This is a genomic window from Ruegeria sp. YTSC325 (assembly GCF_059609525.1).
The window spans coordinates 331,142-354,225 of the sequence record NZ_JBXWLY010000003.1; the positions used below are offsets into that span (position 1 = coordinate 331,142).

At 56.2% G+C, this 23,084-nt stretch carries 24 protein-coding genes; 13 read left to right on the forward strand and 11 right to left on the reverse strand.

Annotated features, from left to right (window positions below; all coding sequences use genetic code 11):
* The first annotated feature begins 169 nt into the window (after positions 1-169).
* Positions 170-1,174 carry a GlxA family transcriptional regulator gene (locus tag AC2FF7_RS06775; protein WP_170354163.1) on the forward strand — a complete coding sequence of 335 codons (1,005 nt, stop codon included), beginning with the start codon at positions 170-172 and terminating at the stop codon, positions 1,172-1,174.
* A gap of 6 nt (positions 1,175-1,180) precedes the next feature.
* On the opposite strand, the gene AC2FF7_RS06780 is transcribed toward AC2FF7_RS06775, so the two are convergent.
* On the reverse strand, positions 1,181-1,708 hold the full coding sequence (locus tag AC2FF7_RS06780) for a GNAT family N-acetyltransferase (RefSeq protein ID WP_480865517.1): 528 nt from the start codon (positions 1,706-1,708) through the stop codon (positions 1,181-1,183).
* 80 nt (positions 1,709-1,788) lie between these two features.
* On the reverse strand, positions 1,789-2,889 hold the full coding sequence (locus AC2FF7_RS06785; protein ID WP_496905406.1) for a PQQ-dependent sugar dehydrogenase: 1,101 nt from the start codon (positions 2,887-2,889) through the stop codon (positions 1,789-1,791).
* A 150-nt stretch (positions 2,890-3,039) separates the two neighbouring features.
* Between AC2FF7_RS06785 and AC2FF7_RS06790 the strand changes: the two genes are divergently transcribed.
* The 7 genes from AC2FF7_RS06790 to AC2FF7_RS06820 all read left to right on the forward strand — a co-directional run bounded on the left by AC2FF7_RS06790 (position 3,040) and on the right by AC2FF7_RS06820 (position 9,156).
* Positions 3,040-4,221, forward strand: coding sequence for an ABC transporter substrate-binding protein (locus AC2FF7_RS06790; RefSeq protein WP_480865514.1), 1,182 nt, complete (start codon positions 3,040-3,042; stop codon positions 4,219-4,221).
* Between the two features lie 127 nt (positions 4,222-4,348).
* A complete protein-coding gene (locus tag AC2FF7_RS06795; protein WP_496905407.1) occupies positions 4,349-5,137 on the forward strand; it encodes an ABC transporter ATP-binding protein in 789 nt (262 codons plus the stop codon).
* The gene (locus AC2FF7_RS06800; protein ID WP_170751180.1) at positions 5,134-5,964 is read left to right on the forward strand and encodes an ABC transporter ATP-binding protein; all 831 of its coding nucleotides are present in this window, start codon (positions 5,134-5,136) and stop codon (positions 5,962-5,964) included. Before AC2FF7_RS06795 ends, AC2FF7_RS06800 begins: the two co-directional genes overlap by 4 nt.
* 1 nt (position 5,965) lies before the next feature.
* Positions 5,966-6,400: a hypothetical protein gene (locus AC2FF7_RS06805; protein ID WP_480865513.1), complete on the forward strand. Its 435-nt coding sequence runs from the start codon at positions 5,966-5,968 to the stop codon at positions 6,398-6,400.
* Positions 6,400-7,410, forward strand: a complete 1,011-nt coding sequence (locus AC2FF7_RS06810) for a branched-chain amino acid ABC transporter permease (protein ID WP_480865512.1) — start codon at positions 6,400-6,402, stop codon at positions 7,408-7,410. The genes AC2FF7_RS06805 and AC2FF7_RS06810 overlap by 1 nt, the downstream gene beginning before the upstream one ends.
* Positions 7,407-8,720: a branched-chain amino acid ABC transporter permease gene (locus AC2FF7_RS06815; protein WP_480865511.1), complete on the forward strand. Its 1,314-nt coding sequence runs from the start codon at positions 7,407-7,409 to the stop codon at positions 8,718-8,720. The genes AC2FF7_RS06810 and AC2FF7_RS06815 overlap by 4 nt, the downstream gene beginning before the upstream one ends.
* 181 nt (positions 8,721-8,901) lie before the next feature.
* Positions 8,902-9,156: a hypothetical protein gene (locus AC2FF7_RS06820; RefSeq protein WP_247742620.1), complete on the forward strand. Its 255-nt coding sequence runs from the start codon at positions 8,902-8,904 to the stop codon at positions 9,154-9,156.
* Positions 9,157-9,191: 35 nt separating this feature from the next.
* Here AC2FF7_RS06820 and AC2FF7_RS06825 read toward each other — a convergent pair whose 3' ends face one another.
* Positions 9,192-10,733, reverse strand: coding sequence for a helicase HerA-like domain-containing protein (locus AC2FF7_RS06825; protein WP_480865510.1), 1,542 nt, complete (start codon positions 10,731-10,733; stop codon positions 9,192-9,194).
* 437 nt (positions 10,734-11,170) lie between these two features.
* Here AC2FF7_RS06825 and AC2FF7_RS06830 point away from each other — a divergent pair, with 437 nt between their 5' ends.
* Positions 11,171-11,767: an invasion associated locus B family protein gene (locus tag AC2FF7_RS06830; RefSeq protein WP_170751172.1), complete on the forward strand. Its 597-nt coding sequence runs from the start codon at positions 11,171-11,173 to the stop codon at positions 11,765-11,767.
* A 57-nt stretch (positions 11,768-11,824) separates the two neighbouring features.
* Here AC2FF7_RS06830 and AC2FF7_RS06835 read toward each other — a convergent pair whose 3' ends face one another.
* The 4 genes from AC2FF7_RS06835 to AC2FF7_RS06850 are packed head-to-tail and all read right to left on the reverse strand — an operon-like array spanning position 11,825 to position 16,059.
* Complete coding sequence (locus AC2FF7_RS06835) at positions 11,825-13,033, reverse strand: beta-ketoacyl-[acyl-carrier-protein] synthase family protein (protein ID WP_480495711.1); 1,209 nt, start codon at positions 13,031-13,033, stop codon at positions 11,825-11,827.
* 9 nt (positions 13,034-13,042) lie between these two features.
* Entirely contained in the window at positions 13,043-13,300 is a 258-nt protein-coding gene (locus AC2FF7_RS06840) for an acyl carrier protein (protein WP_170354151.1), read from the reverse strand.
* Between the two features lie 32 nt (positions 13,301-13,332).
* Complete coding sequence (lpxD, locus tag AC2FF7_RS06845; protein WP_496905408.1) at positions 13,333-14,424, reverse strand: UDP-3-O-(3-hydroxymyristoyl)glucosamine N-acyltransferase; 1,092 nt, start codon at positions 14,422-14,424, stop codon at positions 13,333-13,335.
* Between the two features lie 33 nt (positions 14,425-14,457).
* Entirely contained in the window at positions 14,458-16,059 is a 1,602-nt protein-coding gene (locus tag AC2FF7_RS06850; RefSeq protein ID WP_496905409.1) for a L,D-transpeptidase family protein, read from the reverse strand.
* Positions 16,060-16,415: 356 nt separating this feature from the next.
* Between AC2FF7_RS06850 and mepK the strand changes: the two genes are divergently transcribed.
* Positions 16,416-16,985 carry a peptidoglycan L,D-endopeptidase MepK gene (mepK, locus tag AC2FF7_RS06855; protein ID WP_170354148.1) on the forward strand — a complete coding sequence of 190 codons (570 nt, stop codon included), beginning with the start codon at positions 16,416-16,418 and terminating at the stop codon, positions 16,983-16,985.
* 294 nt (positions 16,986-17,279) lie between these two features.
* On the opposite strand, the gene rpsI is transcribed toward mepK, so the two are convergent.
* From rpsI to AC2FF7_RS06870, 3 genes are all read right to left on the reverse strand, one after another.
* A complete protein-coding gene (gene rpsI, locus AC2FF7_RS06860) occupies positions 17,280-17,765 on the reverse strand; it encodes a 30S ribosomal protein S9 (protein WP_170388395.1) in 486 nt (161 codons plus the stop codon).
* A 6-nt stretch (positions 17,766-17,771) separates the two neighbouring features.
* Positions 17,772-18,230 carry a 50S ribosomal protein L13 gene (rplM, locus tag AC2FF7_RS06865; RefSeq protein WP_170354147.1) on the reverse strand — a complete coding sequence of 153 codons (459 nt, stop codon included), beginning with the start codon at positions 18,228-18,230 and terminating at the stop codon, positions 17,772-17,774.
* 162 nt (positions 18,231-18,392) lie between these two features.
* Positions 18,393-19,796 carry an aminotransferase-like domain-containing protein gene (locus tag AC2FF7_RS06870; protein ID WP_496905410.1) on the reverse strand — a complete coding sequence of 468 codons (1,404 nt, stop codon included), beginning with the start codon at positions 19,794-19,796 and terminating at the stop codon, positions 18,393-18,395.
* Positions 19,797-19,895: 99 nt separating this feature from the next.
* Here AC2FF7_RS06870 and AC2FF7_RS06875 point away from each other — a divergent pair, with 99 nt between their 5' ends.
* Positions 19,896-20,123, forward strand: coding sequence for a DUF1127 domain-containing protein (locus AC2FF7_RS06875; RefSeq protein ID WP_170751163.1), 228 nt, complete (start codon positions 19,896-19,898; stop codon positions 20,121-20,123).
* Between the two features lie 57 nt (positions 20,124-20,180).
* On the opposite strand, the gene AC2FF7_RS06880 is transcribed toward AC2FF7_RS06875, so the two are convergent.
* Positions 20,181-20,624, reverse strand: coding sequence for a PaaI family thioesterase (locus AC2FF7_RS06880; protein ID WP_480865504.1), 444 nt, complete (start codon positions 20,622-20,624; stop codon positions 20,181-20,183).
* Between the two features lie 58 nt (positions 20,625-20,682).
* On the opposite strand from AC2FF7_RS06880, the gene AC2FF7_RS06885 reads away from it, so the two are divergent.
* Entirely contained in the window at positions 20,683-21,468 is a 786-nt protein-coding gene (locus tag AC2FF7_RS06885; protein ID WP_480865503.1) for an enoyl-CoA hydratase, read from the forward strand.
* Between the two features lie 257 nt (positions 21,469-21,725).
* Complete coding sequence (gene trmFO, locus AC2FF7_RS06890) at positions 21,726-23,066, forward strand: methylenetetrahydrofolate--tRNA-(uracil(54)-C(5))-methyltransferase (FADH(2)-oxidizing) TrmFO (protein WP_496905411.1); 1,341 nt, start codon at positions 21,726-21,728, stop codon at positions 23,064-23,066.
* The last annotated feature ends 18 nt before the right edge of the window (positions 23,067-23,084 follow it).

The following is a 23,084-nucleotide window of genomic DNA, read 5'->3' on the forward strand; positions in this document are numbered from 1 at the left end:
AGCTTTGATCTCCGCTGAAGTATTCAGGTCGTCTCTATACAAAATGCATTGCAGAGTGACCATATCCGATTTGCGCCCCTTGACGACCTAAACAACCTTTGATCATGGTGGCTGTCACATCTGTCGCCAGACGCAACGTCATCAGGCGCCGAATCAAGGACACCTCGCCATGCAAGAGCAACGCCAAGTTGTCACGGTGCAAGACACTGCGGCCAACCCCCGGAATTTCGTGTTTGTCCTGCTGGACAAGTTTTCGCTTTTGTCATTCGCTTCGGCGTTGGACAGTTTGCGTATCGCGAACCGGATGGCTGACAAAGATCTGTATTCCTGGACCTTCGCGGGCGAAGGAGGCGAGACTGTCAAATGCTCGGCCGGGACCGAGTTTAAGTTGGACACCGACCTGAATGAGTTGCAGCGCGATGACGTTGTGATGATTTGCGGTGGCGTCGACGTGCAGGCCGCGACAACCAAAAAGGTTCTGAACTGGGTGCGGCGTGAAGCACGGCGTGGCCTCAAGATCGGGGGGTTGTGCACAGCTGCCTACACGCTGGCCAAAGCTGGTTTGCTGGACGGTAAACGCGCAACCATTCACTGGGAAAACGCAGACAGCTTTGTTGAAGAATTCGATGAGGTCGAGCTGACCAAGTCTGTTTTCCAAATTGACGGCAACCGGATGACAACGGCGGGCGGGACGTCGTCGATTGATCTGATGCTGAAGATTATTGCCGATGACTACGGTGAAGATCTTGCCAATGCCGTCGCCGATCAAATGATCTATTCCTCGATCCGTACCGATCAGGACACTCAGCGTCTGTCCACACCTACCCGGATCGGCGTTCGGCATCCAAAGCTTAGCCAAGTTATCCTGATGATGGAAAAGAACATCGAAGAGCCGATCTCGCCCTCGATTCTGGCCAAAGACGTGGGTATGTCGACCCGTCAGTTGGAACGCCTGTTCCGCCGCTATCTAAGCAGGTCGCCCAAACGGTATTACATGGAGCTGCGCCTGCACAAGGCGCGCAACTTGCTGATGCAAACGGATATGAGTGTGATCAACGTGGCCCTGGCCTGTGGCTTTGCCTCACCCAGCCATTTCTCGAAATGCTATCGTGCGCATTACAACACTACGCCTTACCGCGAACGCGGAGCCCAAGCCGGGCGGCTTTCCGTCTGACCGGGCTTACAGGGTCTTAGCAAAGTAGTGTAGATGCGGCCTCAGCATGGGCTGATCCAGATAGGTGGTCGTCTCGATGGGTTCGGAAAGCTCTAAAAATCCCAATTTCGGATAGAGGTTCCGCATCTCGATATTCGGTGTAAGCGTGTCGGCCACCAGGCGCTTTAGTCCCAAGGAACGCGCCGCGTCCTCTCGCGCTTCAATCAAGGCTCGCCCTGCACCTGTGCCGCGTGCAGTTTCGGTCACGAACACCCGTTTCAATTCACCAGTTTCCTGATCCAGACGTTTCATCATGCCGCATCCTATGATCTGACCCGTGCGGTCTCTCGCCAGAACCAGGCACCCGTTCGGCGGTAGATAGTCATCCGACCGCGCCCAAAACTCTGCCAATGCGCTTTTCGGAGCAGCCGGGTCTATTTCAAACCCCATGGCCGTCATGCGTTGAACGATCAACGCATAGTACTGAGACAGGATTCCGTTCAGCTCCTCGTGATCTGGCAGGTCGTCACACATTTCTATCGAGAAGTCGCGCAATGGACAGCACCCTGATATGACCCTGATGCCCCAAAACAAGCCTGGTTCAGGGTCAACAGTCAAGGATAGAGGCCAGCACCTTATGTGTCAGGTGAAAGCCGGAAAACCGCTCCTTGTCCCACGGAAATGAACCAGATCGTTCCGTCCGGTGCTTCGACGATATCCCGAACGCGTTCCGTTTCGGGGCCTTTGATCTGTTCGACTTCTTTCAGGGGGGCACCCGTTAGTCGGGCGATGTAGTTGAATTTGAGCGATCCAACGAAAATATCCCCTGCCCATTGCGGCCACAGTTTTCCCGAATAGACCAACAAGCCGGACGGAGCGATGGACGGATCCCAATAGTGACGCGGCTGCTCCATTCCGTCCTTGGCGGTACCTTCGCCAATACTTTGTCCGGAATAGTGCTTTCCGTATGAAATCACGGGCCATCCATAGTTTAAGCCGGGGCGGATCAAGTTCACTTCGTCGCCTCCGCGCGCACCATGTTCCGATGTCCAAAGCTGGCCTTGGGCGTCCAGCCCCGCACCTTGTGGATTTCGGTGCCCATAGGACCAAATCTCGGGCCGAATATCGGCTTGGCCCACGAACGGGTTATCCGCGGGGACAGAGCCGTCGCGATTGATGCGGACCACCGTACCAATATGGTTCGTCCTGTCTTGCGCCTGAGGACGATCACCGCGATCTCCGATTGTGACGAACAGTGTCCCGTCCGTCGCTTCGACCACCCGCGAGCCGAAATGGCGACCGCCCGAGCCTCCGGGCAGCGCCTCAAAAATCACCCGTAGGTTCGTCAAACGATCTCCACTTTGCGACAAACGCGCCACGGCAAGTGCAGTGCCAGCACCACCCCGCTGTGATTTTGAAAATGTCAGGAAAATTTCACGGCTCTGGTCAAAATCCTTTGGTACCGTGACATCCAGCAACCCACCTTGCCCGTTCGCAACCACTTTCGGAACACCGCTCACAGGGTTGGCTGTTCCTTCTGCGACATACAACAACTCACCATCCCGTTCGGTCACGAGAAATGCGCCGTTGGGCAGAATACCGATGGCCCATGGCGTATCCAGGTCCTCGACCATCGTGTCGACCTGAACATTCCCGGCGGAGGTTTTCAGCGTATCCGCCAAAGCGGAACCCGTGCCGAAGATAAAAACAAGAATCGCAAATACCCGAACCGTCATGTTTTTCACCTTGGAACCGCTGTGTTAGCACTAAGAAAACAAATAGGTTTCCTCTCGACAAAAACACGTTTTCGTTAGGACTTTTCTTTTCCGAACAGCTTGCCTAGGGTCGTGACCAGAACGAATACGTTCACAATAGGGAGTAACCATATGAAAAAGCTGCTTACTGCAACTGCAGCATCCGCTCTGCTGGCTGGTCCGGCACTGGCCGAAGACATTTCGCTGGGTGTTCTGTTTGGCTTCACCGGACCGATTGAATCGCTGGCCCCGGCCATGGGTTCGGGTGCCGAGATGGCGATGGCCGAGGTCACCGAATCCGGCAAGCTGCTGGATGGCACCAAAGTGACCGCGTCGCGTGCAGACACTGGCTGTATCGACAATGGTTTGGCCACCTCGAACGGGGAACGCATGATCGCGGATGGTGTTGCTGGCATCATTGGCGGCGATTGCTCGGGCGTGACCGGCGCGATCCTACAGAACGTCGCGATCCCGAACGGCATGGTGATGATTTCGCCGTCGGCGACCTCGCCCGGCCTGTCGACCATGGAAGATAACGGCCTGTTCTTCCGCACCGCCCCGTCGGACGCGCGTGAAGGTCAGGTGATGGCGGACATCCTGAATGACCGTGGCATCAGCTCGATTGCTTTGACCTACACCAACAACGACTACGGCAAGGGTTTGGCAGACGCGATCCAGTCCTCGTTTGAGGCGTCAGGTGGCGAAGTGACCATCGTTGCCGCGCACGAAGACGGCAAGGCCGACTACTCGGCCGAAGTGGGCGCACTGGCCTCGGCCGGTGGCGACATTCTGGTTGTTGCAGGCTATCTGGATCAGGGCGGTTTGGGCATCATCCAATCTGCGCTGGACAGCGGTGCGTTTGACACGTTCGGTCTGCCCGGCGGCATGATCGGTGACTCGCTGCCCAACAATGTTGGCCCCGACCTGAACGGCTCGTTCGGTCAGATCGCAGGCTCGGGTGGTGAAGGTGCCGAGAAGTATTTCGCCATGGCCGAAGCCGCAGGTTTCGACGGATCGTCGCCCTACTCGCCGGAAAGCTATGACGCGGCTGCGCTGTTCATGCTGGCGATGCAGGCGGCTGGATCCACCAACCCTGCCGATTACGGCGGCAAGATCATGGACGTTGCCAATGCTCCGGGCGAGAAAATCTATCCCGGTGAGCTGGCCAAAGGTCTGGAGCTGCTGGCTGCCGGTCAGGACATCGACTATGTCGGCGCATCAGGCGTTGAGCTGATCGGCCCCGGTGAAAGCGCGGGTTCGTATCGCGAGATCGAAGTGACCGACGGCGAGAACAAGACCGTCAACTTCCGTTGATCCAAGGTTAACAGTCATAAAAACAAGCAGCCCGGGCCTTGTGTCCGGGCTGTTTCAATGACAAAAGCCCGCACCATTCGTACAGGGATGTGGCAACAACGCCGGAAAACGGCGGCTAGGGGAAAAGATGATCGTCGTCGAAGACGTGCACAAGCATTTCGGCGGGTTTCATGCGGTGGACGGGGCATCGCTGGAAATCCAAAAGGGCTCGATCACCGGCCTGATCGGGCCGAACGGGGCCGGAAAAACCACTCTGTTCAATGTCATCGCGGGCGTTCTGCCGCCGACCAGCGGGAAGGTCCATATGGATGGTGAGGATATCACCGGCCTGCCCCCGCATGAGCTGTTTCACAAGGGCCTGCTGCGCACCTTCCAGATTGCGCATGAATTCTCTTCGATGTCCTGCCGCGAGAATCTGATGATGGTTCCGGGGGCGCAATCGGGTGAATCGCTTTGGAACGCGTGGTTCGGCCGAAAGCGTATCGCCGATGAAGAACGCGCTTTGAAGGCCAAGGCCGATGAGGTGCTGGAATTCCTGACCATCGAACATCTGGCCGATCACAAGGCCGGTCAGGTCTCGGGCGGGCAGAAGAAACTGCTGGAACTGGGCCGCACCATGATGGTCGACGCCAAGATCGTGTTTCTGGACGAAGTTGGCGCGGGCGTTAACCGCACCCTGCTGATGACCATCGCCGACACGATCCTGCGCCTGAACAAGGAACGCGGCTATACCTTCGTGGTCATCGAGCATGACATGGATTTCATCGGCAAGATCTGCGACCCGGTCATCTGTATGGCCGAGGGCAAGGTGCTGGCCGAAGGCACTCTGGATCAGATCAAGGCCAATGAGCAGGTGATCGAAGCTTATCTGGGCACCGGCCTCAAGAACAAAGACAAGCTGGAGGCGGGCGCATGAGCGACAACCCCTACCAGGACGACAAGGGCAACAAGGACGCCTCGATCACCAATACGCATGGTGTCGGCACCATGACCCCCGCCCATCGCACAAGCGGTGAGACGCACAAGGTCGAAGGCGGCCCCTTCCTGATCGGCGACACCATGACTGGCGGGTATGGCAAGGGTCCAGACATCCTGCACGACTGCACCATCGCCGTGGAAAAGGGTGAGATTGCGGTAATCGTCGGCCCCAATGGCGCGGGCAAATCCACCGCGATGAAAGCCGTGTTCGGCATGCTGGACGTGCGCTCGGGCGCGGTGCGGCTGGACGGTGAGGACATCACCAACCTCAGCCCGCAAGACCGGGTGATGCGCGGGATGGGCTTTGTGCCGCAGACCTCGAACATCTTCACGTCGATGACGGTGGAAGAAAACCTTGAGATGGGCGCTTTCATCCGCCGCGACGATATTTCGGGAACGATGGAGCAGGTCTATGACCTCTTCCCCATCCTGCGCGACAAGCGCAACCAAGCGGCGGGAGAGCTGTCGGGCGGTCAACGCCAACAGGTCGCCGTGGGCCGCGCGCTGATGACACAACCTAAGGTGCTGATGCTGGACGAACCGACCGCTGGTGTCTCGCCCATCGTTATGGATGAGCTGTTCGACCGGATCATCGAGGTCTCGCGCACCGGGCTGCCGATCCTGATGGTCGAACAGAACGCCCGTCAAGCGCTGGAGATCGCGGATAAGGGATATGTGCTGGTTCAGGGGCGGAACGCCTATACCGGCACGGGCAAAGAACTGCTGGCCGATCCTGAAGTACGTAAGAGTTTCTTGGGGGGGTGAGGTGAGAACCGTATTGATTGTCGTATTTACCTCTTTTTGCAGTTCAGCATGGGCAGCCCCCTGCATACTGCAAGAAATCTGCACAAACGTGGAGAACTGTGAGGGCGATGAGTTCACGCTTGAACTATTGGGCACACCTCCCGAGCGAATAAAAAGTAGCTTCGGAGATTTTTCAGTCGATAGGATCGCCAGAGCAGGCGAGATCACCTCGAAAATTCGCTTGTCCGATGGGCAAGAGTGGACCGCCACTTCACAAAACGATTTGCTGACAGCGTTCCGGGTCGAAGGTGATAAACACGAGTATATGTATGTGACAAAGACTTCGACCACCGAACTATCAGTGACGTTTCTAACCCAACCGCTGCGCTATGCCGACTATACGAAAGCTAACAACGGACGACGCGCATTCTCAGGCAAATGCGAGCAGGAGTTTTAATGGACTTCCTCAACGCCCTTGTGGCGCTCTCCAACTTCGTTCTAGTTCCCGCAATCGCCTATGGCAGCCAGTTGGCGTTGGGCGCTCTTGGGGTGACGCTGATCTATGGAATTCTGCGGTTCTCGAACTTTGCCCATGGCGACACGATGGCCTTTGGCGCGATGATTGCGGTTCTGGTCACGTGGGGCCTGCAGGCCGCTGGGGTCAGTTTCGGACCGCTGCCGACCGCTCTGCTGGCCCTGCCCTTTGCCATTCTGGGATGCATCGTGCTGGTGCTGGTCACCGACCGGTTGGTTTACCGCTTTTACCGCGAACAAAAGGCCAAACCGGTCATTCTGGTGATCGTGTCGATGGGGGTGATGTTCATCATGAACGGCGTTGTGCGCTTCATCATCGGCCCGGATGATCAACGCTTTTCGGACGGCGCGCGGTTCATCGTCTCGGCGCGTGACTTCAAAGCGATGACCGGCCTGCGTGAAGGGCTGGCGATCAAGACCTCTCAGGGTATTACCGTGGTCGTGGCCGTTGTCGCCGTGGTGCTGCTGTTCTGGTTTCTGAACAAAACGCGCACCGGCAAGTCGATGCGGGCATATTCGGACAACGAGGACTTGGCGTTGCTGTCTGGCATCAACCCGGAACGCGTGGTGATGATCACATGGATCATCGTTGCCGCGCTGGCGACCACTGCAGGTGTGCTCTATGGCCTCGACAAAAGCTTCAAGCCCTTCGTCTATTTCCAGCTTCTGCTGCCGATCTTTGCCTCGGCCATCGTGGGTGGCTTGGGCAACCCACTAGGCGCCATCGCGGGTGGCTTCATCATCGCGTTTTCCGAAGTGACCATCACCTATGCGTGGAAAAAGGTACTGACCTATCTGGCCCCTGAAAGTCTGGAGCCTTCTGGATTGGTCCAGTTCCTGTCCACCGATTACAAATTCGCCGTCAGCTTTGCCATCCTGCTGATCGTGCTTCTGTTTAAGCCCACGGGCCTGTTCAAGGGGAAAGCGGTATGACCGAGCCCGTCAAAAACACACTGCTTTTTGTGGTCGTTGCCAGCCTGATCCTGCTGTCCGGTTTCACGCAAAGCTGGAACTCGGCCATATTGATCCTGAACATGGGGCTGATCTCGGCCATCATGGCGATCGGGGTAAACCTGCAATGGGGATTTGCCGGTCTTTTCAACGTCGGCGTCATGGGGTTTGTGGCCTTGGGCGGGTTGGCGGTTGTTCTGGTCTCGACACCACCGACACCCGGTGCGTGGGTCGCAGGTGGGTATGGGGTCATACTGTCGCTGGTGCTGGGTGCCGCGACCGTGGTTGCGGCCGTCGTGACCGCCCGGAAATTACCAAAAGGTCGGGTTCAGACACTGACGATTGTGGCCATACTCATTGTGGGGTTTTTTATCTACCGCGCGGTATTTGACCCCAATGTCGCAGCGATCGAGGCGATCGACCCGGCCGTAGCGGGTAACATCGGCGGCTTGAACCTGCCGGTCCTGATCGCGTGGCCTGCTGGCGGTCTTCTGGCAGCCGGGGCAGCCTGGTTGATCGGAAAAACTGCACTGGGGTTGCGATCCGATTATCTTGCCATCGCGACCTTGGGGATTGCCGAAATCGTCATCGCCGTCATGAAAAACGAGGATTGGCTGGCCCGCGGCGTCAAGAATGTCTACGGCATTCCGCGCCCGGCACCTGTGGTGGGATATGAGGTCGAATTGCAAGCAGATCCCGGTTTCATCGCTCGCGCCGAATGGCTGGGTCTTGATCCCGTTACTGCCTCGACGCTTTCGGTCAAGCTGGGCTATTCGCTGCTGTTCACCATAGTGCTGCTAGTGCTGCTATGGATGGCGCAGATGGCGCTGAAAAGCCCATGGGGCCGCATGATGCGCGCCATTCGCGACAATGAAGTCGCGGCCGAAGCGATGGGCAAGGACGTCACGCGCCGGCACCTGCAAATCTTTGTTCTTGGCTCTGCAATCTGTGGCATCGCTGGCGCAATGATGACCACCCTGGACGGGCAGCTGACACCGGGCACCTACAACCCGCTGCGTTTTACCTTCCTTGTGTGGGTCATGGTGATCGTCGGCGGTTCGGGTAACAATTTCGGAGCGGTTTTGGGTGCGTTCTTGATCTGGTTCCTGTGGGTTCAGGTGGAACCCATTGGTCTTTGGCTGATGAACCTGATCACGTCCGGAATGCCCGAAGGAAGTGCGCTGAAAGACCACTTGATCGAAAGTGCCGCGCATATGCGCCTGTTCACTATGGGGCTGATATTGCTGATCGTTCTCAGGTTCAGCCCCCGTGGCCTCATTCCGGAAAAATGATCACTTCATCTTGAGAGGCACTACAATCACGCCTGATTTCGGGCGTGATTTCTTGATTTACCCGCCTCTCCCGTCTAGAGCACGTTACACACCATGCGGCCCCAGGAAAATTTCCGGTGTTTACCGGAATTTAGACAAACCGCTTGAGACTGCGACCAAACACTCACAATAAAGAGTTCACATGATTATGACACTAGCCAAACCAATCCTTTTTCTGACGCTGATCGCTGGGCTGACAGGGTGTGTTCCAAGCCCAGAAGATTTTGAAACCACCCCGGTGAAAATCCAGACGCCCGAAGGTGAAATCACCTGTCAGCTTTATCGCCAGGATCGCGTGAACTGGGACCGGGCCATTGATTTCCCCGCGACCAAGCTGACGGTTCCTCAGGCCGATGCCTATTGCAAGCAGGAAGGCCAGCGCCGACTGAAAGGGTGACCCTTCGGCCGGGAAAGCAGCCTGTTTTCCCGGTTTTACCTGCTTTTGAATAAACCCCCAAGAATTCCGCGGACAATACGCCGGCCAGTGGTTCCTTTCAGCTCTTTGATGACAGCTTCACTCATGGCGGTCGCGAACGTGTCTTTCTTGCGCGATACTCGGGAAGATGAGCGTCCAACACGACTGCCTGAATATCTGCGGGCTGTTGCGAACTCTCGCTCGGCTACGGACTTGGTTTCGATCTCTTCCTCGGCCTGTTGAGCCGCCTCAGCAGCGGCATCCGCCCGTGACTGCAAAATCTCGAACGCCGACTTTCGGTCTTTCAAGTCGCGGTATTTCTGTTGCATGGGCGAAGCATCAATGAGCGTTTGCCGCTCGGCTGAGGTAATCGGCCCAAGGTGAGTCCCTGGCGGGCGGATCAGCGTGCGCTCGACAATTCCGGGCACGCCCTTTTTTTGCAGCATCGAGGTGACAGCTTCGCCGACGCCGACTTCACGAATTGCTGCCTCGGTGTCGAAGGCGGGGTTTTCTCGATATGTCTCTGCGGCCAGACGCAGATTTTTCCGATCCCGTGCAGTGAACGCACGCAGCGCATGTTGAACGCGGTTTCCAAGCTGCCCAAGAATATCCTCGGGGATGTCAGCAGGGTTCTGCGAGATGAAATACACTCCCACACCTTTGGATCTGATCAGGCGTGCGACTTGCTCGACCTTGTCGACAAGGATCTTTGGCGCGTCTTCAAACAGCAGATGCGCTTCGTCGAAAAAGAACACCAGCTTAGGCTTTTCGGGGTCGCCGACCTCGGGCAGTTCCTCGAACAACTCGCTGAGCAGCCACAGAAGGAATGTCGCATAAAGGCGGGGCGACCCCATCAGCTTGTCCGACGCCAGAATGTTGACCATCCCCTGCCCCTGTGCGTCGGTGCGCATTAAATCCGCCAACTCGAGCGCTGGTTCTCCGAACAGGTTGGTCCCGCCCTGATTTTCAAGCACCAAGAGGCGCCGCTGAATAGCTCCGATCGATGCCGTCGAGACATTTCCGAACCGAAGTGACAGTTGCGACCGGTTCTCGCCGATCCAAACCAGCAACGACTGCAGGTCCTTCAGGTCCAAAAGGGGCATTCCTTCATCGTCTGCCACTCGGAAAGCTATATTCAGGATGCCTTCCTGCGCCTCACTAAGATCCATCAGGCGGGACAAAAGCAGCGGGCCCATTTCAGTCACTGTTGTACGGACCGGGTGGCCCTGCTCGCCGAACAAATCCCAAAAGGTAACCGGGCAAGCGCCGTATACGTAATCCGTAAACCCAATACGCTCGGCGCGTTCCTGAAAAGCCCGTTGAAGCTTATGAGTTTCGCTTCCCGCCTTGGCCAACCCGGACAAATCCCCTTTGACGTCGGATAGGAAAACGGGAACGCCGGCTTGCGAAAATCCCTCGGCCAAAATCTGCAATGTCACTGTTTTGCCAGTTCCTGTCGCTCCGGCGATCAGGCCGTGCCGGTTGGCGTATTTCAATGCAAGGGCCTGCGGCTGCCCATAATCCTCACCACCACCGCCCAAGAAGATACTGTTTTCCATAGATTTTCAGCCTTGATTTGAACCGATCTGTCCTCACCATACAAATTTAACATTTGCCTGCGATAGTCTAATCGCTGCCTTCGCGTTTAAGCGCGTGGGTGGCAATCTTCCTCCCTGTCGACTGGCCGCGCCTTATGGCGCGGCTTTTTTGGACAAATCACGCTTTTGAGATTAAAATTTCAGGTTAGCAGTTGACCGTTGCGCTCCCCTTTCGTAACGTCTGCGCATAACTAAGTCGGCCAGTCCGACGGGGAGAAAATTCTATGAAAGGGAGCCGCTCCACCGGCTCCCTTTCTACATCTGGTGCTGGTTTCACGATATCGTATAAACCGGCAAAAATCCGACCAGATTATCGGCTTGGTCCACCTTAGCGACTGACACTGCCGATCAGGGATGCTAGACGAGAAAAAAAGATCAATCACCTGACCGAGGCATTCATGATCAAGAACACTCTATCTTATAGCTTGCTTGCGACCGCGCTCTGGTGCGGTGCTACTTTTGCACAGGAAGCCGCGCAAGACAGCGAAACGCCACAAACACAGGTCGGAAGCGATCTGGACCTGGGCGAAGCCGGCCCGCGCGTGGGCGAGCAATATGTCAAGGAACAATCCGGCGACTGGGATATCACTTGCCTGAAGACAGAAAACGGAGATGATCCCTGCTTGATGCGTCAGGTTCTGAACGGTCAAGAAGGGCAGCCCATTGCGGATATCACGGTCACCAAACTGCCCGAAGGTTCCGCCGCGATTGCCGGCGCAACCGTTCTTGTCCCTCTGGAAGTTCTTCTGCAGGCGCAGATTGCGCTATCAATAGATGGTGCCCCAGGCCGCCGCTATAATTACCACCACTGCAACCCTGTGGGTTGTCTGGCGCAGCTAGGGTTCACGCAAGGCGATGTCGACGCGATGAAAGCCGGAAGCAAGGCCGTGCTCTCGCTGGTATCTGTGGTAGCGCCGACGCAGTTGTTGGAACTAGAAGTTTCTCTGGCCGGGTTCACTGCCGGATTTGACGGACTGCAAGCGCAGCAGAATTGATACCCGATGCAAAAAAGAGGCGGCTTTTCAGATCAGCCGCCTCGAATGTTTAGGGCCTTAGACCTGCTTTAATGCCAGCACAGCGTTAAGACCGCCGAATGCAAACGCATTGCTGAGCGCGACATCAACCTTAGATTCTCGCGCCTCGTTTGGGACTACGTCCAGTGCGCATTCAGGATCGGGTTCTTCGTAGCCAATAGTCGGAGCAATGACGCCGTCGCGCAGCGCCATTATACAGGCCAACAACTCAACCGCACCGGTTCCGCCGATCAAATGGCCATGCATGGACTTGGTGGATGAGATCATCAGATCATCCGCATGTGGACCGAACACATCCGCAACCGCCGCGCATTCTGTTTTGTCATTGGCCGCCGTTCCGGTGCCGTGGGCGTTGATATATCCCACCTGATCCGCATTGATACCCGCATCAGACAAAGCACCCGAAATCGCACGTGCAGCCCCTTGTTTGCTGGGCATGACGATATCGGCCGCATCCGAGGTCATGGCAAAACCGACCACTTCGCACAGGATGTCAGCGCCGCGCGCACGTGCGTGTTCGTATTCTTCAAAGACAAAGACGCCCGCGCCTTCGCCTTGGACCATTCCGTTGCGATTGGCACTAAAAGGACGGCAGGCATCTTTGGACATCACCCGCAGCCCTTCCCATGCCTTGACCCCGCCAAAGCACAGCATGGATTCCGCGCCACCGGTCAACATTGCCGGGGCCGCTCCGCTGCGGACCATCTGAAACGCCAACGCCATGGCATGGTTGGACGATGCACAGGCTGTCGATACGGTAAAGCTGGGCCCCTTGAGGTTATGCTCCATCGAAACATGGCTGGCTGCCGCGTTGTTCATCAACTTTGGCACGACGAATGGATGAACCCGGTTCTTACCATCCTCATAGACCGAGCGGTAATTGTCGTCCCAAGTCGATACACCGCCCCCTGCGGTTCCCAGAACAACGCCTGAACGCGCGGCCAAGTCGCCGTGGAACTCGATGCCAGACTGTTCGATCGCCTCTTTCGCAGCGGTCAGAGTGAATTGCGTGAACCTGTCATACAGGCTCATTTGTTGACGGTTAAAACGGCCCTCGGCTTCGAACCCGCGGACTTGACCGCCAATTTTGATGGCCAGCCGTTCGACGTCACGAAACTCGAGGTCCGAAATGCCGCAACGCCCTTCGCGCATCGCCTCAAGCGTCGCGGGAACGGAATGGCCCAACGAGTTGATCGTTCCGGCCCCGGTAATAACAACGCGTTTCATGATCCTGTGTCAGACCTTTTCCGACACGAGTTTTTCAATGCCCGCGATGATTGCCGCCACGTTCGAGATGTCAAAATCGCTGGCCGACGGTTCGTTCGCATTGAACGGGACCGAGATGTCAAACTCTTCCTCGATGGCGAAAATGCTCTCGACCAGTCCAAGGCTGTCGATTCCCAGATCCTCGAGCGTACTATCGGGCGTCACATCCGAAGGTTCCAGCACGGCCTGCTCGGCGATGATGGCGATGACGCGATCGGTGATGCTCATGTCGATCCTCTGATTATCACATTGAGGATGATTTAATCGCTCGGCGACTGTTTGAAAACAGCCTTTTTCAGCGCCTCGACGTCACGCGCCATGCGCGGCAAACGCCGTTGAGCTTTGTATACGTCCGTATGAGTTTCCATCTTGATACCCGGATACCCCATGATCACACGGCCTGCTGGTACGTTGGACAAGATTTTTGTACCGCCGCCCGAAATCACCCCGTCACCGATAAATATGTTGTCGGCAACGCCGGTCTGACCGCCCAGAACAACATTATTTCCAATATCAACCGATCCAGATACGCCGGTCTGACCGCACAGAAGGCAATCGCGACCAACCCGCGTATTGTGGCCGACATGCACAAGGTTATCCAGTTTGGAGCCATCGCTGATCCGGGTGTTCCGGATTGTGCCATTGTCCACGGTGCAATTCGCTCCGACCTCGACATCATCCCCAATCTCGACGGCACCAAGCGAGTGGATGCGCAGCCAGCTTTGCGCGCGCGCATCGCCCTTGTCGCCCATAGTCTTGCGTACGTTTTCGACGTCCGAGACCTCGGGGGTCACAAAGCTGAACCCGTCCCCGCCAATCCGTGCGCCTGGTTGCGCGATAAAACGGTCCCCAATGACAGCACGGGCCCCTATGCTGACCATCTCGCGCAGCAAGGCGTTTTTGCCAAGAACAGCGTCCATACCAACGACGCAATGGCTGCCAATCACTGAACCATCGCCGATCTTCGCTCGCGCTCCGATCACTGCGAGAGGGCCAACCGATACATCTTCCCCTAGCTCTGCCGACGGGTCGACAACGGCTGAGGGGTGAATGCCCGGGTCAATCCCCTGCCCGCGATCCAACATCGCAGTAATACCAGCCATGGCCATACGAGGGCGTGGAACAAAGATCGCGGCGGACAATCCCAAAGCCTGCCAATCGGCCCCTTCCCACAACACCGCCGAACGGGCCGCTCCGCCGCCAAGTGCCTCGGCATATTTGGGTGACATTGCCATTGCCAGATCATTCGAGCCCGCATCTGCGGGTTCCGCGGCGCGTTGGATCGTCAGCGATGTGTCGCCCTCGCAGGTCGCGCCCAAAGCGTCGGAAATCTGCTGGATGGTATAGTTCATGTCGGGTTCCCCGGATTAAGGATAACCCGGTGATTACCCCTGAACGTCCGGCAGGGCTACCCCTGCTTTCTGCAGAGCCTCCCAGATTTTCTGATCGCGGCCGTAAACGTCACGGCGATACTGCACATCCCCTTTCGGGCCGATATAGGCTGTCCGGTAAATCAAGTGAACCGGCACATGCTGTTTGAGCGGAACAGTTATTTCCTTACCGGTGGACAAAACACGTTGAAAGAATGCTTTGGGATCTTCTTCCTGCTTGGCCAGCAACGCATAGGCAAACTCGAACGGTTGGGCCAGTCGGATGCACCCATGCGAGAACGCGCGCGTTTCCCGGGCAAACAGGCTTTTCTGCGGCGTATCATGAAGGTAGATGTTGTACTGGTTGGGGAACATGAACTTCACCAACCCCAACGCATTGCTTTTGCTGGGGGGTTGACGCATCGCGAATGGGAAGTTCCGTGCCGTGTATTGCGAAAAATCAACTGCTCCACGATCGATCTGACGACCACTGCGATCTGTAATGTGGATATGATTAACTGCATTCGGGTTGGATTGCAGTTGCGGTAAATATTCCTTGGTGATGATCGAGCGCGGCACATACCAGCTGGGGTTGATCACCATATGCTCCATCTTATCCGAGAATTCCGGGCTCCGACGATCGTGAACATTTTTGCCAATAACAGCGCGGGTTTCAAAGGTTACCAGCCCATCATCCACAATTTTGGCGGAAAAATCCGCCTGATTTACCAGGATATGACGCTCTCCCCGCTCGCGGGGCAACCAGCGTTCGCGTTCGAGCGCTACATATACGGATTTCAGACGGTCTGACGCGCTTCGGTTCAACTCGGTGATCGTGCCCTGCCCGGCCACCCCATCCGATGCGAGACCATGCGCGGTTTGGAAAGCCTTCACTGCTGCAAGTAGTTCTTTGTCAAACTTGGGGCTTGCCGACGGTTTCATATATCCCATCGTGATCAGCCGATTGCGCAGCTTGATGACGTTTGGCCCGGTGTCACCGAATTCCAACTTGTCGATGGGCACACCAGCGCCCCATCCGCCCTGATCCACCAATGTCTGCAGGGCTAGCTTTTGCTTCATCAATGCGCGGTATTGCGCAGTCTGGGGCGGCAAACCGTCTATATAGGACGCACCGCCAGCAATGACGCCGCGCAAATGATCTTTGGTTGATCTTCTCTGGACTTTACGCACCAGACCGTCGTCAATTTCGGAAGGGCGCAACGCCCCCGAGTACATGTCATTTGCATAGCGAACAAAAGCACGGGTCAACGAGATCTCGATTGCGCCGATTTCGCGCAGAGAACGAGCATTTTCCATTTTGGCCATAAGGCCCTGCGCGCCATATTTGTCTTCCGGCAACCCGTGTAAATGTACCGAAGTCAATGCCCGCATTAAATGCGCGCGGCGCGTTTGGTGTTCTTTCGACGTCCCTGTCCAGATTGGCGCGAACCCGGTTTCTCGATAGAAGTCCGCAATACCAGATCCCGCAGGTGCAAACTCGGCAACGGCCATTTGAAAGCTGGTCGCAGGCGCACGTTCCGCATGCGCAAAGCTGACAGATGCGGTCACACAAGCCGCGACTACAAAACCGGTATAAGCACGAAAAAACGTTCGCATGGGATGACCTTGACTAAACAATGACTTATGCGTCGCACTGGACGCGTTCAGACAATATGGTTTTCCTCATAACCTTATGTCCATTCACAAATACCTCAATTTGACGCTTCTTTATCCGCGTGATGCGCGTTTGCATCGGACACCCAAAAACCGAAGTAACCTGCCCTAAGTTTAAACAGAAAAGCGTCATCTGCGCAAAAAACTGCCGAAAATTCCCCCTTGAAAAGATGAATATGAAAGACTTCTTGGCGCTCTTCCGCGACTGTGCCATAAATTCGCCACCTGGGATGGGAAAAAATTAAGAACGCGCGCGTAACATCGTGTGCAGGCAGGAACAGTACGGGACGAAACATAAAATGACTACGAGCAGTTCCTCGGGCATGACCCGGCGGGCCCTATTGGGCGCATTTGCGGCAACAGCAGTGGTTGCAGCACCGACATATTCAAACGCAGCAGGTTTCCTCCGCGGTGGCGGCGATATTCGTCGTATCCGTATGTATTCCGGTCGCACAGGCGAGCGGATCGATATGATATATTGGGTTGATGGCAAGTACATCAAGGACGCTGTCAAAGAAGTGAACCACTTCATGCGTGACTGGCGGACGGACCAAGTCAAAGACATGGACCTGCGCACTATCGACATCATGGCCGCTTCGCATAATCTGCTGGACGCAAACGAACCTTATATGCTGCTGTCGGGATACCGGTCGCCACAGACAAATGCTATGCTGCGGTCTCGCTCGCGTCGCGTGGCAAAGAACTCCCTTCACATGAAAGGCCAGGCTGCAGATTTGCGTCTTGCTTCTCGGTCGGTTTCGCAGATGGCGAAGGCTGCGATTTCATGCCGTGCGGGCGGTGTCGGTAAATACTACCGTTCGAACTTTGTTCATATGGATTGCGGCGAGGTCAGGTCCTGGGGCGGTTGATACCTGCTAAAGACCATGTCTTCTCTAGCTGGCAGGCGCGATTCTTTCGCGCCTTTGTCTTTGCCGGGTCATCCAACCGAGATACCGACCAAGTGTTTGGCCTGAATTGTTCTGGTTGACGTAAAATCGGCCCCGTTGCGCCTTTTTCGACGCTACAAACAAGTTACTTGCCGATGATTCAGCGCGGGGGTGCTGTCATCTGCACATCGAAAACCGGCCACACCTCGCAAAAGGTTTCGACAAAAAAACGGCCGCAATTTCTTGCGACCGTTCGGAAATCGGAGTTCGAAACGATTAACGCTTCGAGAACTGGAACGAACGACGAGCTTTGCGCTTACCGTATTTCTTACGTTCCACAACGCGGCTGTCGCGGGTCAGGAAGCCAGCGGCTTTCAGAGCGCCACGCAGCGAGGGATCGTACAGTTGCAGCGCTTTCGAGATGCCGTGCTTGACCGCACCGGCCTGACCGGTCAGGCCACCGCCTTTGACGGTTGCAACAACGTCGAACTCACCTTCCACACCGGCAACCTGGAACGGTTGGCGCAGGATCAGCTGCAGAACGGGGCGAGCAAAGTACTTGTCCTGATCTTTGCCGTTCACGGTAACCTTACCGGAACCCGGCTTGATCCAAACGCGGGCAACAGCGTCTTTACGCTTGCCGGTGGCGTAGGAACGGCCCAGCTCGTCACGGACGGGCTCGCGCGCGATGACTTCTTCAGCCACGGTTTCAACGCCTGCGACGGCGCTCAGCTCTTCGAGAGTATTGATCTGATCAGCCATCGGTCATTAGCTCCGGGTGTTTTTCTTGTTCATGGACTTCACGTCCAGAACTTCGGGCGCTTGCGCCTCGTGGGGATGCTCGGCACCAGCGTAAACGCGCAGATTGGTCATCTGCTTGCGCGCCAGACGGTTGCCCGGCAGCATGCGCTTGACCGCTTGGGTTACGACGCGCTCGGGGTGTGCACCTTCCAGGATTTGCTGTTTGGTGCGCGACTTGATGCCGCCCGGGTGGCCAGTGTGCCAGTAGAAGTTCTCTTCGCGCTTCTTGCCGGTCATCTGGATTTTGTCAGCGTTGATCACGATGACATTGTCGCCCATGTCCATGTTCGGGGTGAACGACGCTTTGTGCTTGCCACGCAGGCGCATGGCGACGATCGAGGCAAGACGGCCCAGAACAACGCCCTCAGCGTCGATCAGGATCCATTTCTTGTCGATGTCTGCAGGTGTTGCAGAAAAGGTTTTCATGGCAGGATAGTCCTGTTTGATGTGAAAGACCGCCCCAAGTCAGAGCGGTCCGAATTCGATGGAGCGTATTTAGAGGGGAGTGTGGCGCAGGTCAACAACAGCAATGTCTTTTAAATCAAGCAATAACAGAGACTTATAAAATAGGTATTATTTTACCCCAATCTAAACGCTGATTTGCTCGGGCGGATTGTCTAGTAGGTTGCGCAGGCGTTGCATTGCGTCCTCGAACCTTTCCAATGAGACATGGCCGTTCATTGCAATACGCACTGCGTTCGGCGCACGACCATCCCGTAAAGCAAATTCATCAGCCGAACGCAGTTGGATGCCTTCCCGCTCCGCCGCACGACTGAACGCTGCGGCGCGCCAACCGGAGGGCAGGTTTAGCCAGACAAAAGGCACGTCCGGTGCCCAATTCAGGTCAAACCCTCCCAAAGCATTCACAGTCACGCGAACATATTCACCCATTTTCAGTCGAACATCGCGTGCAATGCGCCGCGTGCGGGGGTCGGACAACATTAACCGAGTTAACTCGGCAAGCGGCTGCGCAAGACCGAAATAACCGTATTCAGCCGACCGACGCAGATCTACACTTCGTTCGCGCGGCGCAATAGCGAAACCAACACGCAGCGCGGGCGTCAGCGTCTTGGAGATGGAGGACACGTGCCACCCCCGCTCTGGTGCAAGAGCGCGATAGCTGGGTTCACGCGCTTCGCCCATTCGGTAGCAATCATCCTCGATGATTTGTAGATCAAAGCGTCGCGCGATTTCGACAACCTCTTTCCTTCGCTCAAGTGGCGTATGCGCGCCGGTGGGATTTTGCACTTCAGGTGACACGCAAACAGCCTGGGCAGGGTTCTGGCGCAGAACGTGCTCCATTGCGCTGGGGTCGATTCCCCACTTGTCCATCTTTACGCCGACCACTTCAGAGCGCATGAGTTCCCCGGCTCTGCGGAATCCCGCGTAAGACAAGTCTTCCACCAAAACGATGGGCTTGGGTCCTCGCAGGATGGTTTGGAAGACAAGGCAAAGGCCGTTCTGCCCCCCGTGCGTAAGTACAATGTCATCATGGGACAATGCGCCCAAGGGCAGATCCGACAACCACTCGACCACCGCCTGACGCATGGGTTTGTAAGCATCTCGGGTGGGGTAGTTCAGAAACAATCCCGGATCCGCATGCGAAACTTTTTGCAAGCACTCGCGGATCAGGGCCACTTGCCCCACATCGGCTAAGCGTGGGCTGAACAGGCTGACATTTGCGCTATACTTGGCCTCGCGCAAATGCAGTTGCCGTGCCCAAACGTCGTCCAGTATCGGCGATTTTGGAGGGGCGACAAATGTACCACGCCCCACCTCGGCATGCAGCAACCCCTCATCGGTCAGAATAGTATAGGCGCGCGCCACAGTGCCCGGTGTGATTTGTAACCGATACGCCAGCTCCCGGACCGGAGGCAACTTGGCTCCGACTTCCAGTAAATTGTTATCAATAGCTTTTCGAATTGTATCGGCCACCAGAGTATACTTGGGGCATTTGGATTTCGGCAGTGATTCCGGCCAAATTGTATCCATTACAATTCTTCCTTTGATTTTAATACAATGTGGAATGTATCAATCACACATACCGAACATATTACGTTTGTGTCAATACAATTTGAAAGGATACCCAAGATGACACGCGCAATGCACACCCCTGCCCTTTTGTTGCTGAACGACAGCCCTCGGTTGCCGCTGATCGCATCGCTGGCCGTGCGGTTTGCGGCGACTGTCACCAAGTGGGAGCGACAGCGCCGCAGCAGGGTAAATTTGTCAAAGCTGGATGATCGGTTGCTGCGTGACGTCGGGTTGACCCGCCATCAGGCCGACCGCGAAATCAATCGCCCGTTCTGGCACGGGTAGCAAATCCCCAGTCCCATTTGGGACCTCTTCCTTGGCCGGGCTTGACCCGGCCAATTTTTATCCGAATGCTGCTGCAGCCGAGCCTTCTGGGGGCAGAGAATAAGTCATTGTCGCACGGGCCACAGGTTTATCTGAGCCCTCCGAAAACATCAGCACATCACCAACGGCCAAAGTTTTTCCAAGTTTCAGCAAGGTGCAATGTGCGATCATGTCCCGCGCTCCATCTGGTTTGCGCATAAAATCCATCGAGCAACCTGTGGTAACAGCCAGAGACTGTCGGCCTTTGCGTGCAAGAATAATCGCGTAAACGCAGACATCCGCCAGACCGAACATCGACGGACCCGACACAGTTCCCCCCGGCCGCAAATGACGGTCTTCAACGACCAGCCGCATGGTGATTTTGTCTTCGGTCAGATCTTCGACTACGAAATCGCGATGAACTTGCGGAAAGATCTGATGCATGTAGTCGCTTAACTCTGCCCGGTTCAGAACCAATGACATACTTCCCCTCCTCGATTTGCCGACCTAGAGTTGGCCCCACATCAGATCGGAGGGCAAGATGGGAATTCTGGAACGTCGCGACACGGGTGCGGTTGCAAGGTTGAAAATGAACGCACCAGAGCGGCTTAATGCCCTGAGCGACGAAATGCTGACCGCCTTGCAGGATGAGTTCGACACGTTGCGCGAAGACCAGACGATCCGCGCTGTTGTCCTGTCGGGCGAAGGCAAAGCGTTCTGCGCAGGGCATGACCTAAAACAAATGACTGCCGGTCGTCAGAGCGAAGACGGAGGCAAAGCGTATTTCCAGGATCTTTTTGCCAGATGCGCGCGAATGATGTTGTCGATCCAGTCCCTACCCCAACCCGTCATTGCGCAGGTTCATGGTATTGCGACCGCGGCCGGGTGCCAATTAGTGGCCACCTGCGATCTTGCCGTCGCCGCCGAAGGCACAAGGTTTGGCGTAAATGGGGTAAATATCGGGCTGTTCTGCTCGACGCCGATGGTGGCGCTCAGTCGCAACATTCCGCGAAAGAAGGCGTTTGAAATGCTGACCACAGGCGATTTCATATCCGCTGAGCGCGCAACAGAGCTTGGGCTGGTCAACCGCGTCGTCCCTGAAATGCTGCTTGAACACGAAAGTCAGGCACTGGCGGAAAAGTTGGCAGACAAGCTTGGGTCGGCGGTCAAGATCGGCAAACAAGCTTTTTACCAACAACTCGATATGCCAATCGAAAAAGCCTATGACTATGCCGGTGAGGTAATGGCGCAGAATATGCTGCATCGGGATACCGAGGAAGGAATATCAGCATTTATCGAAAAAAGACCGCCAAATTGGCAGCAATAACGCAAATGTTCTTAAGTATTTTATACACTGTTCGCATTTTTGGACTTTTCAAAAGGGCAACACTGTGGCAATGCTGAGACAAGGCTAAGGCCGAATTACGTATTTTGGGTCGCCGTAGGCGGAAGGTCCCTCCGAGCTGGTCTCTCTCACCAGCGTTGACATTCCCGCAGCGGCGACCCCAAAATTTCCCAGAAAATGTAAGAGTTCCGCCCCATGAGGGTTTGCGTTGCTTTGTGCTGTGCCCTATGTGGCAGCGCATGACACAGAAATTGCATATCGTGGGCGGCGGCATGGCCGGGTCCGAGGCAGCCTGGCAGGCTGCGGAAATGGGCGTTGACGTGGTGATCCATGAAATGCGACCCAAAGTGGGCACCTTTGCGCATCAGACTGGAAATCTGGCCGAAATGGTGTGTTCGAACTCGTTCCGATCCGACGATGATGAGCAGAACGCTGTGGGTCTGTTGCATTGGGAAATGCGGGCAGCCAACGGATTGATCATGACAACCGCAGACACTCATCGCTTGCCTGCGGGCGGAGCGTTGGCCGTGGACCGCGACCCTTTTGCCGAGTCTGTCACAGACAAGCTGCACGCCCATCCACGTGTCGAAGTGACCGGAGAAGAAGTTACTGCCCTGCCCGATGACGGCCATTGGATCATTGCAACCGGTCCACTGACCTCGGCCGCGCTTAGCGAGTCGATCCGTTCTGAGACAGGGGCCGAGTCACTGGCGTTTTTCGATGCCATTGCTCCTATCGTCTACGCGGACAGTATCGACATGAGCAAAGCCTGGATGCAGTCGCGATATGACAAGGGCGAGACCGAGGAAGAGCGGACCGCATATCTCAATTGCCCCATGGACCGAGACCAGTACGATGCATTCATCGACGCTCTGCTGGCTGCCGATAAGACCGAATTCCACGAGGGCGAAACGGCGGGCTATTTCGATGGATGTCTGCCGATCGAAGTCATGTCCGAGCGTGGCCGGGAAACGCTGCGCCATGGCCCGATGAAGCCGGTCGGTCTGACCAACCCGCATCAGCCCGAGGTCAAGCCGCATGCGGTTGTACAATTGCGTCGGGACAATGCGCTGGGGACGTTGTTTAACATCGTCGGCTTCCAGACCAAGATGAAATACGGCGCGCAAACGGACGTCTTTCGGATGATCCCCGGGCTTGAGAATGCCAGTTTTGCCCGTCTGGGCGGCATTCATCGCAACACGTTCATCAACTCTCCAACCCTTTTGGATGAGCAGATGCGTCTGAAATCACGCCCTAATATCCGGTTTGCGGGACAGATCACCGGTGTCGAAGGTTATGTCGAAAGTGCAGCCATGGGGTTGTTGGCAGGACGGCTCGCCGCAGCAGAGATGCTGGGTCGCACCCTTCCTGACGTTCCGCAGGACAGCGCCATGGGGGCCCTGATCCACCACATCACAGGTGGGGCCGACGCCAAGACGTTTCAGCCTATGAACGTGAACTTCGGCCTGTTCCGTCCTGTCGACGGTCTTAAGGGCGGACGTCGGGGGCGCAAAGATCGCTACAAGGCTTATACGGATCGCGCCAAGGCGGCTTGGACTGACTGGCTCACCCAATGCTGACTGGACGTGTGACGCTGA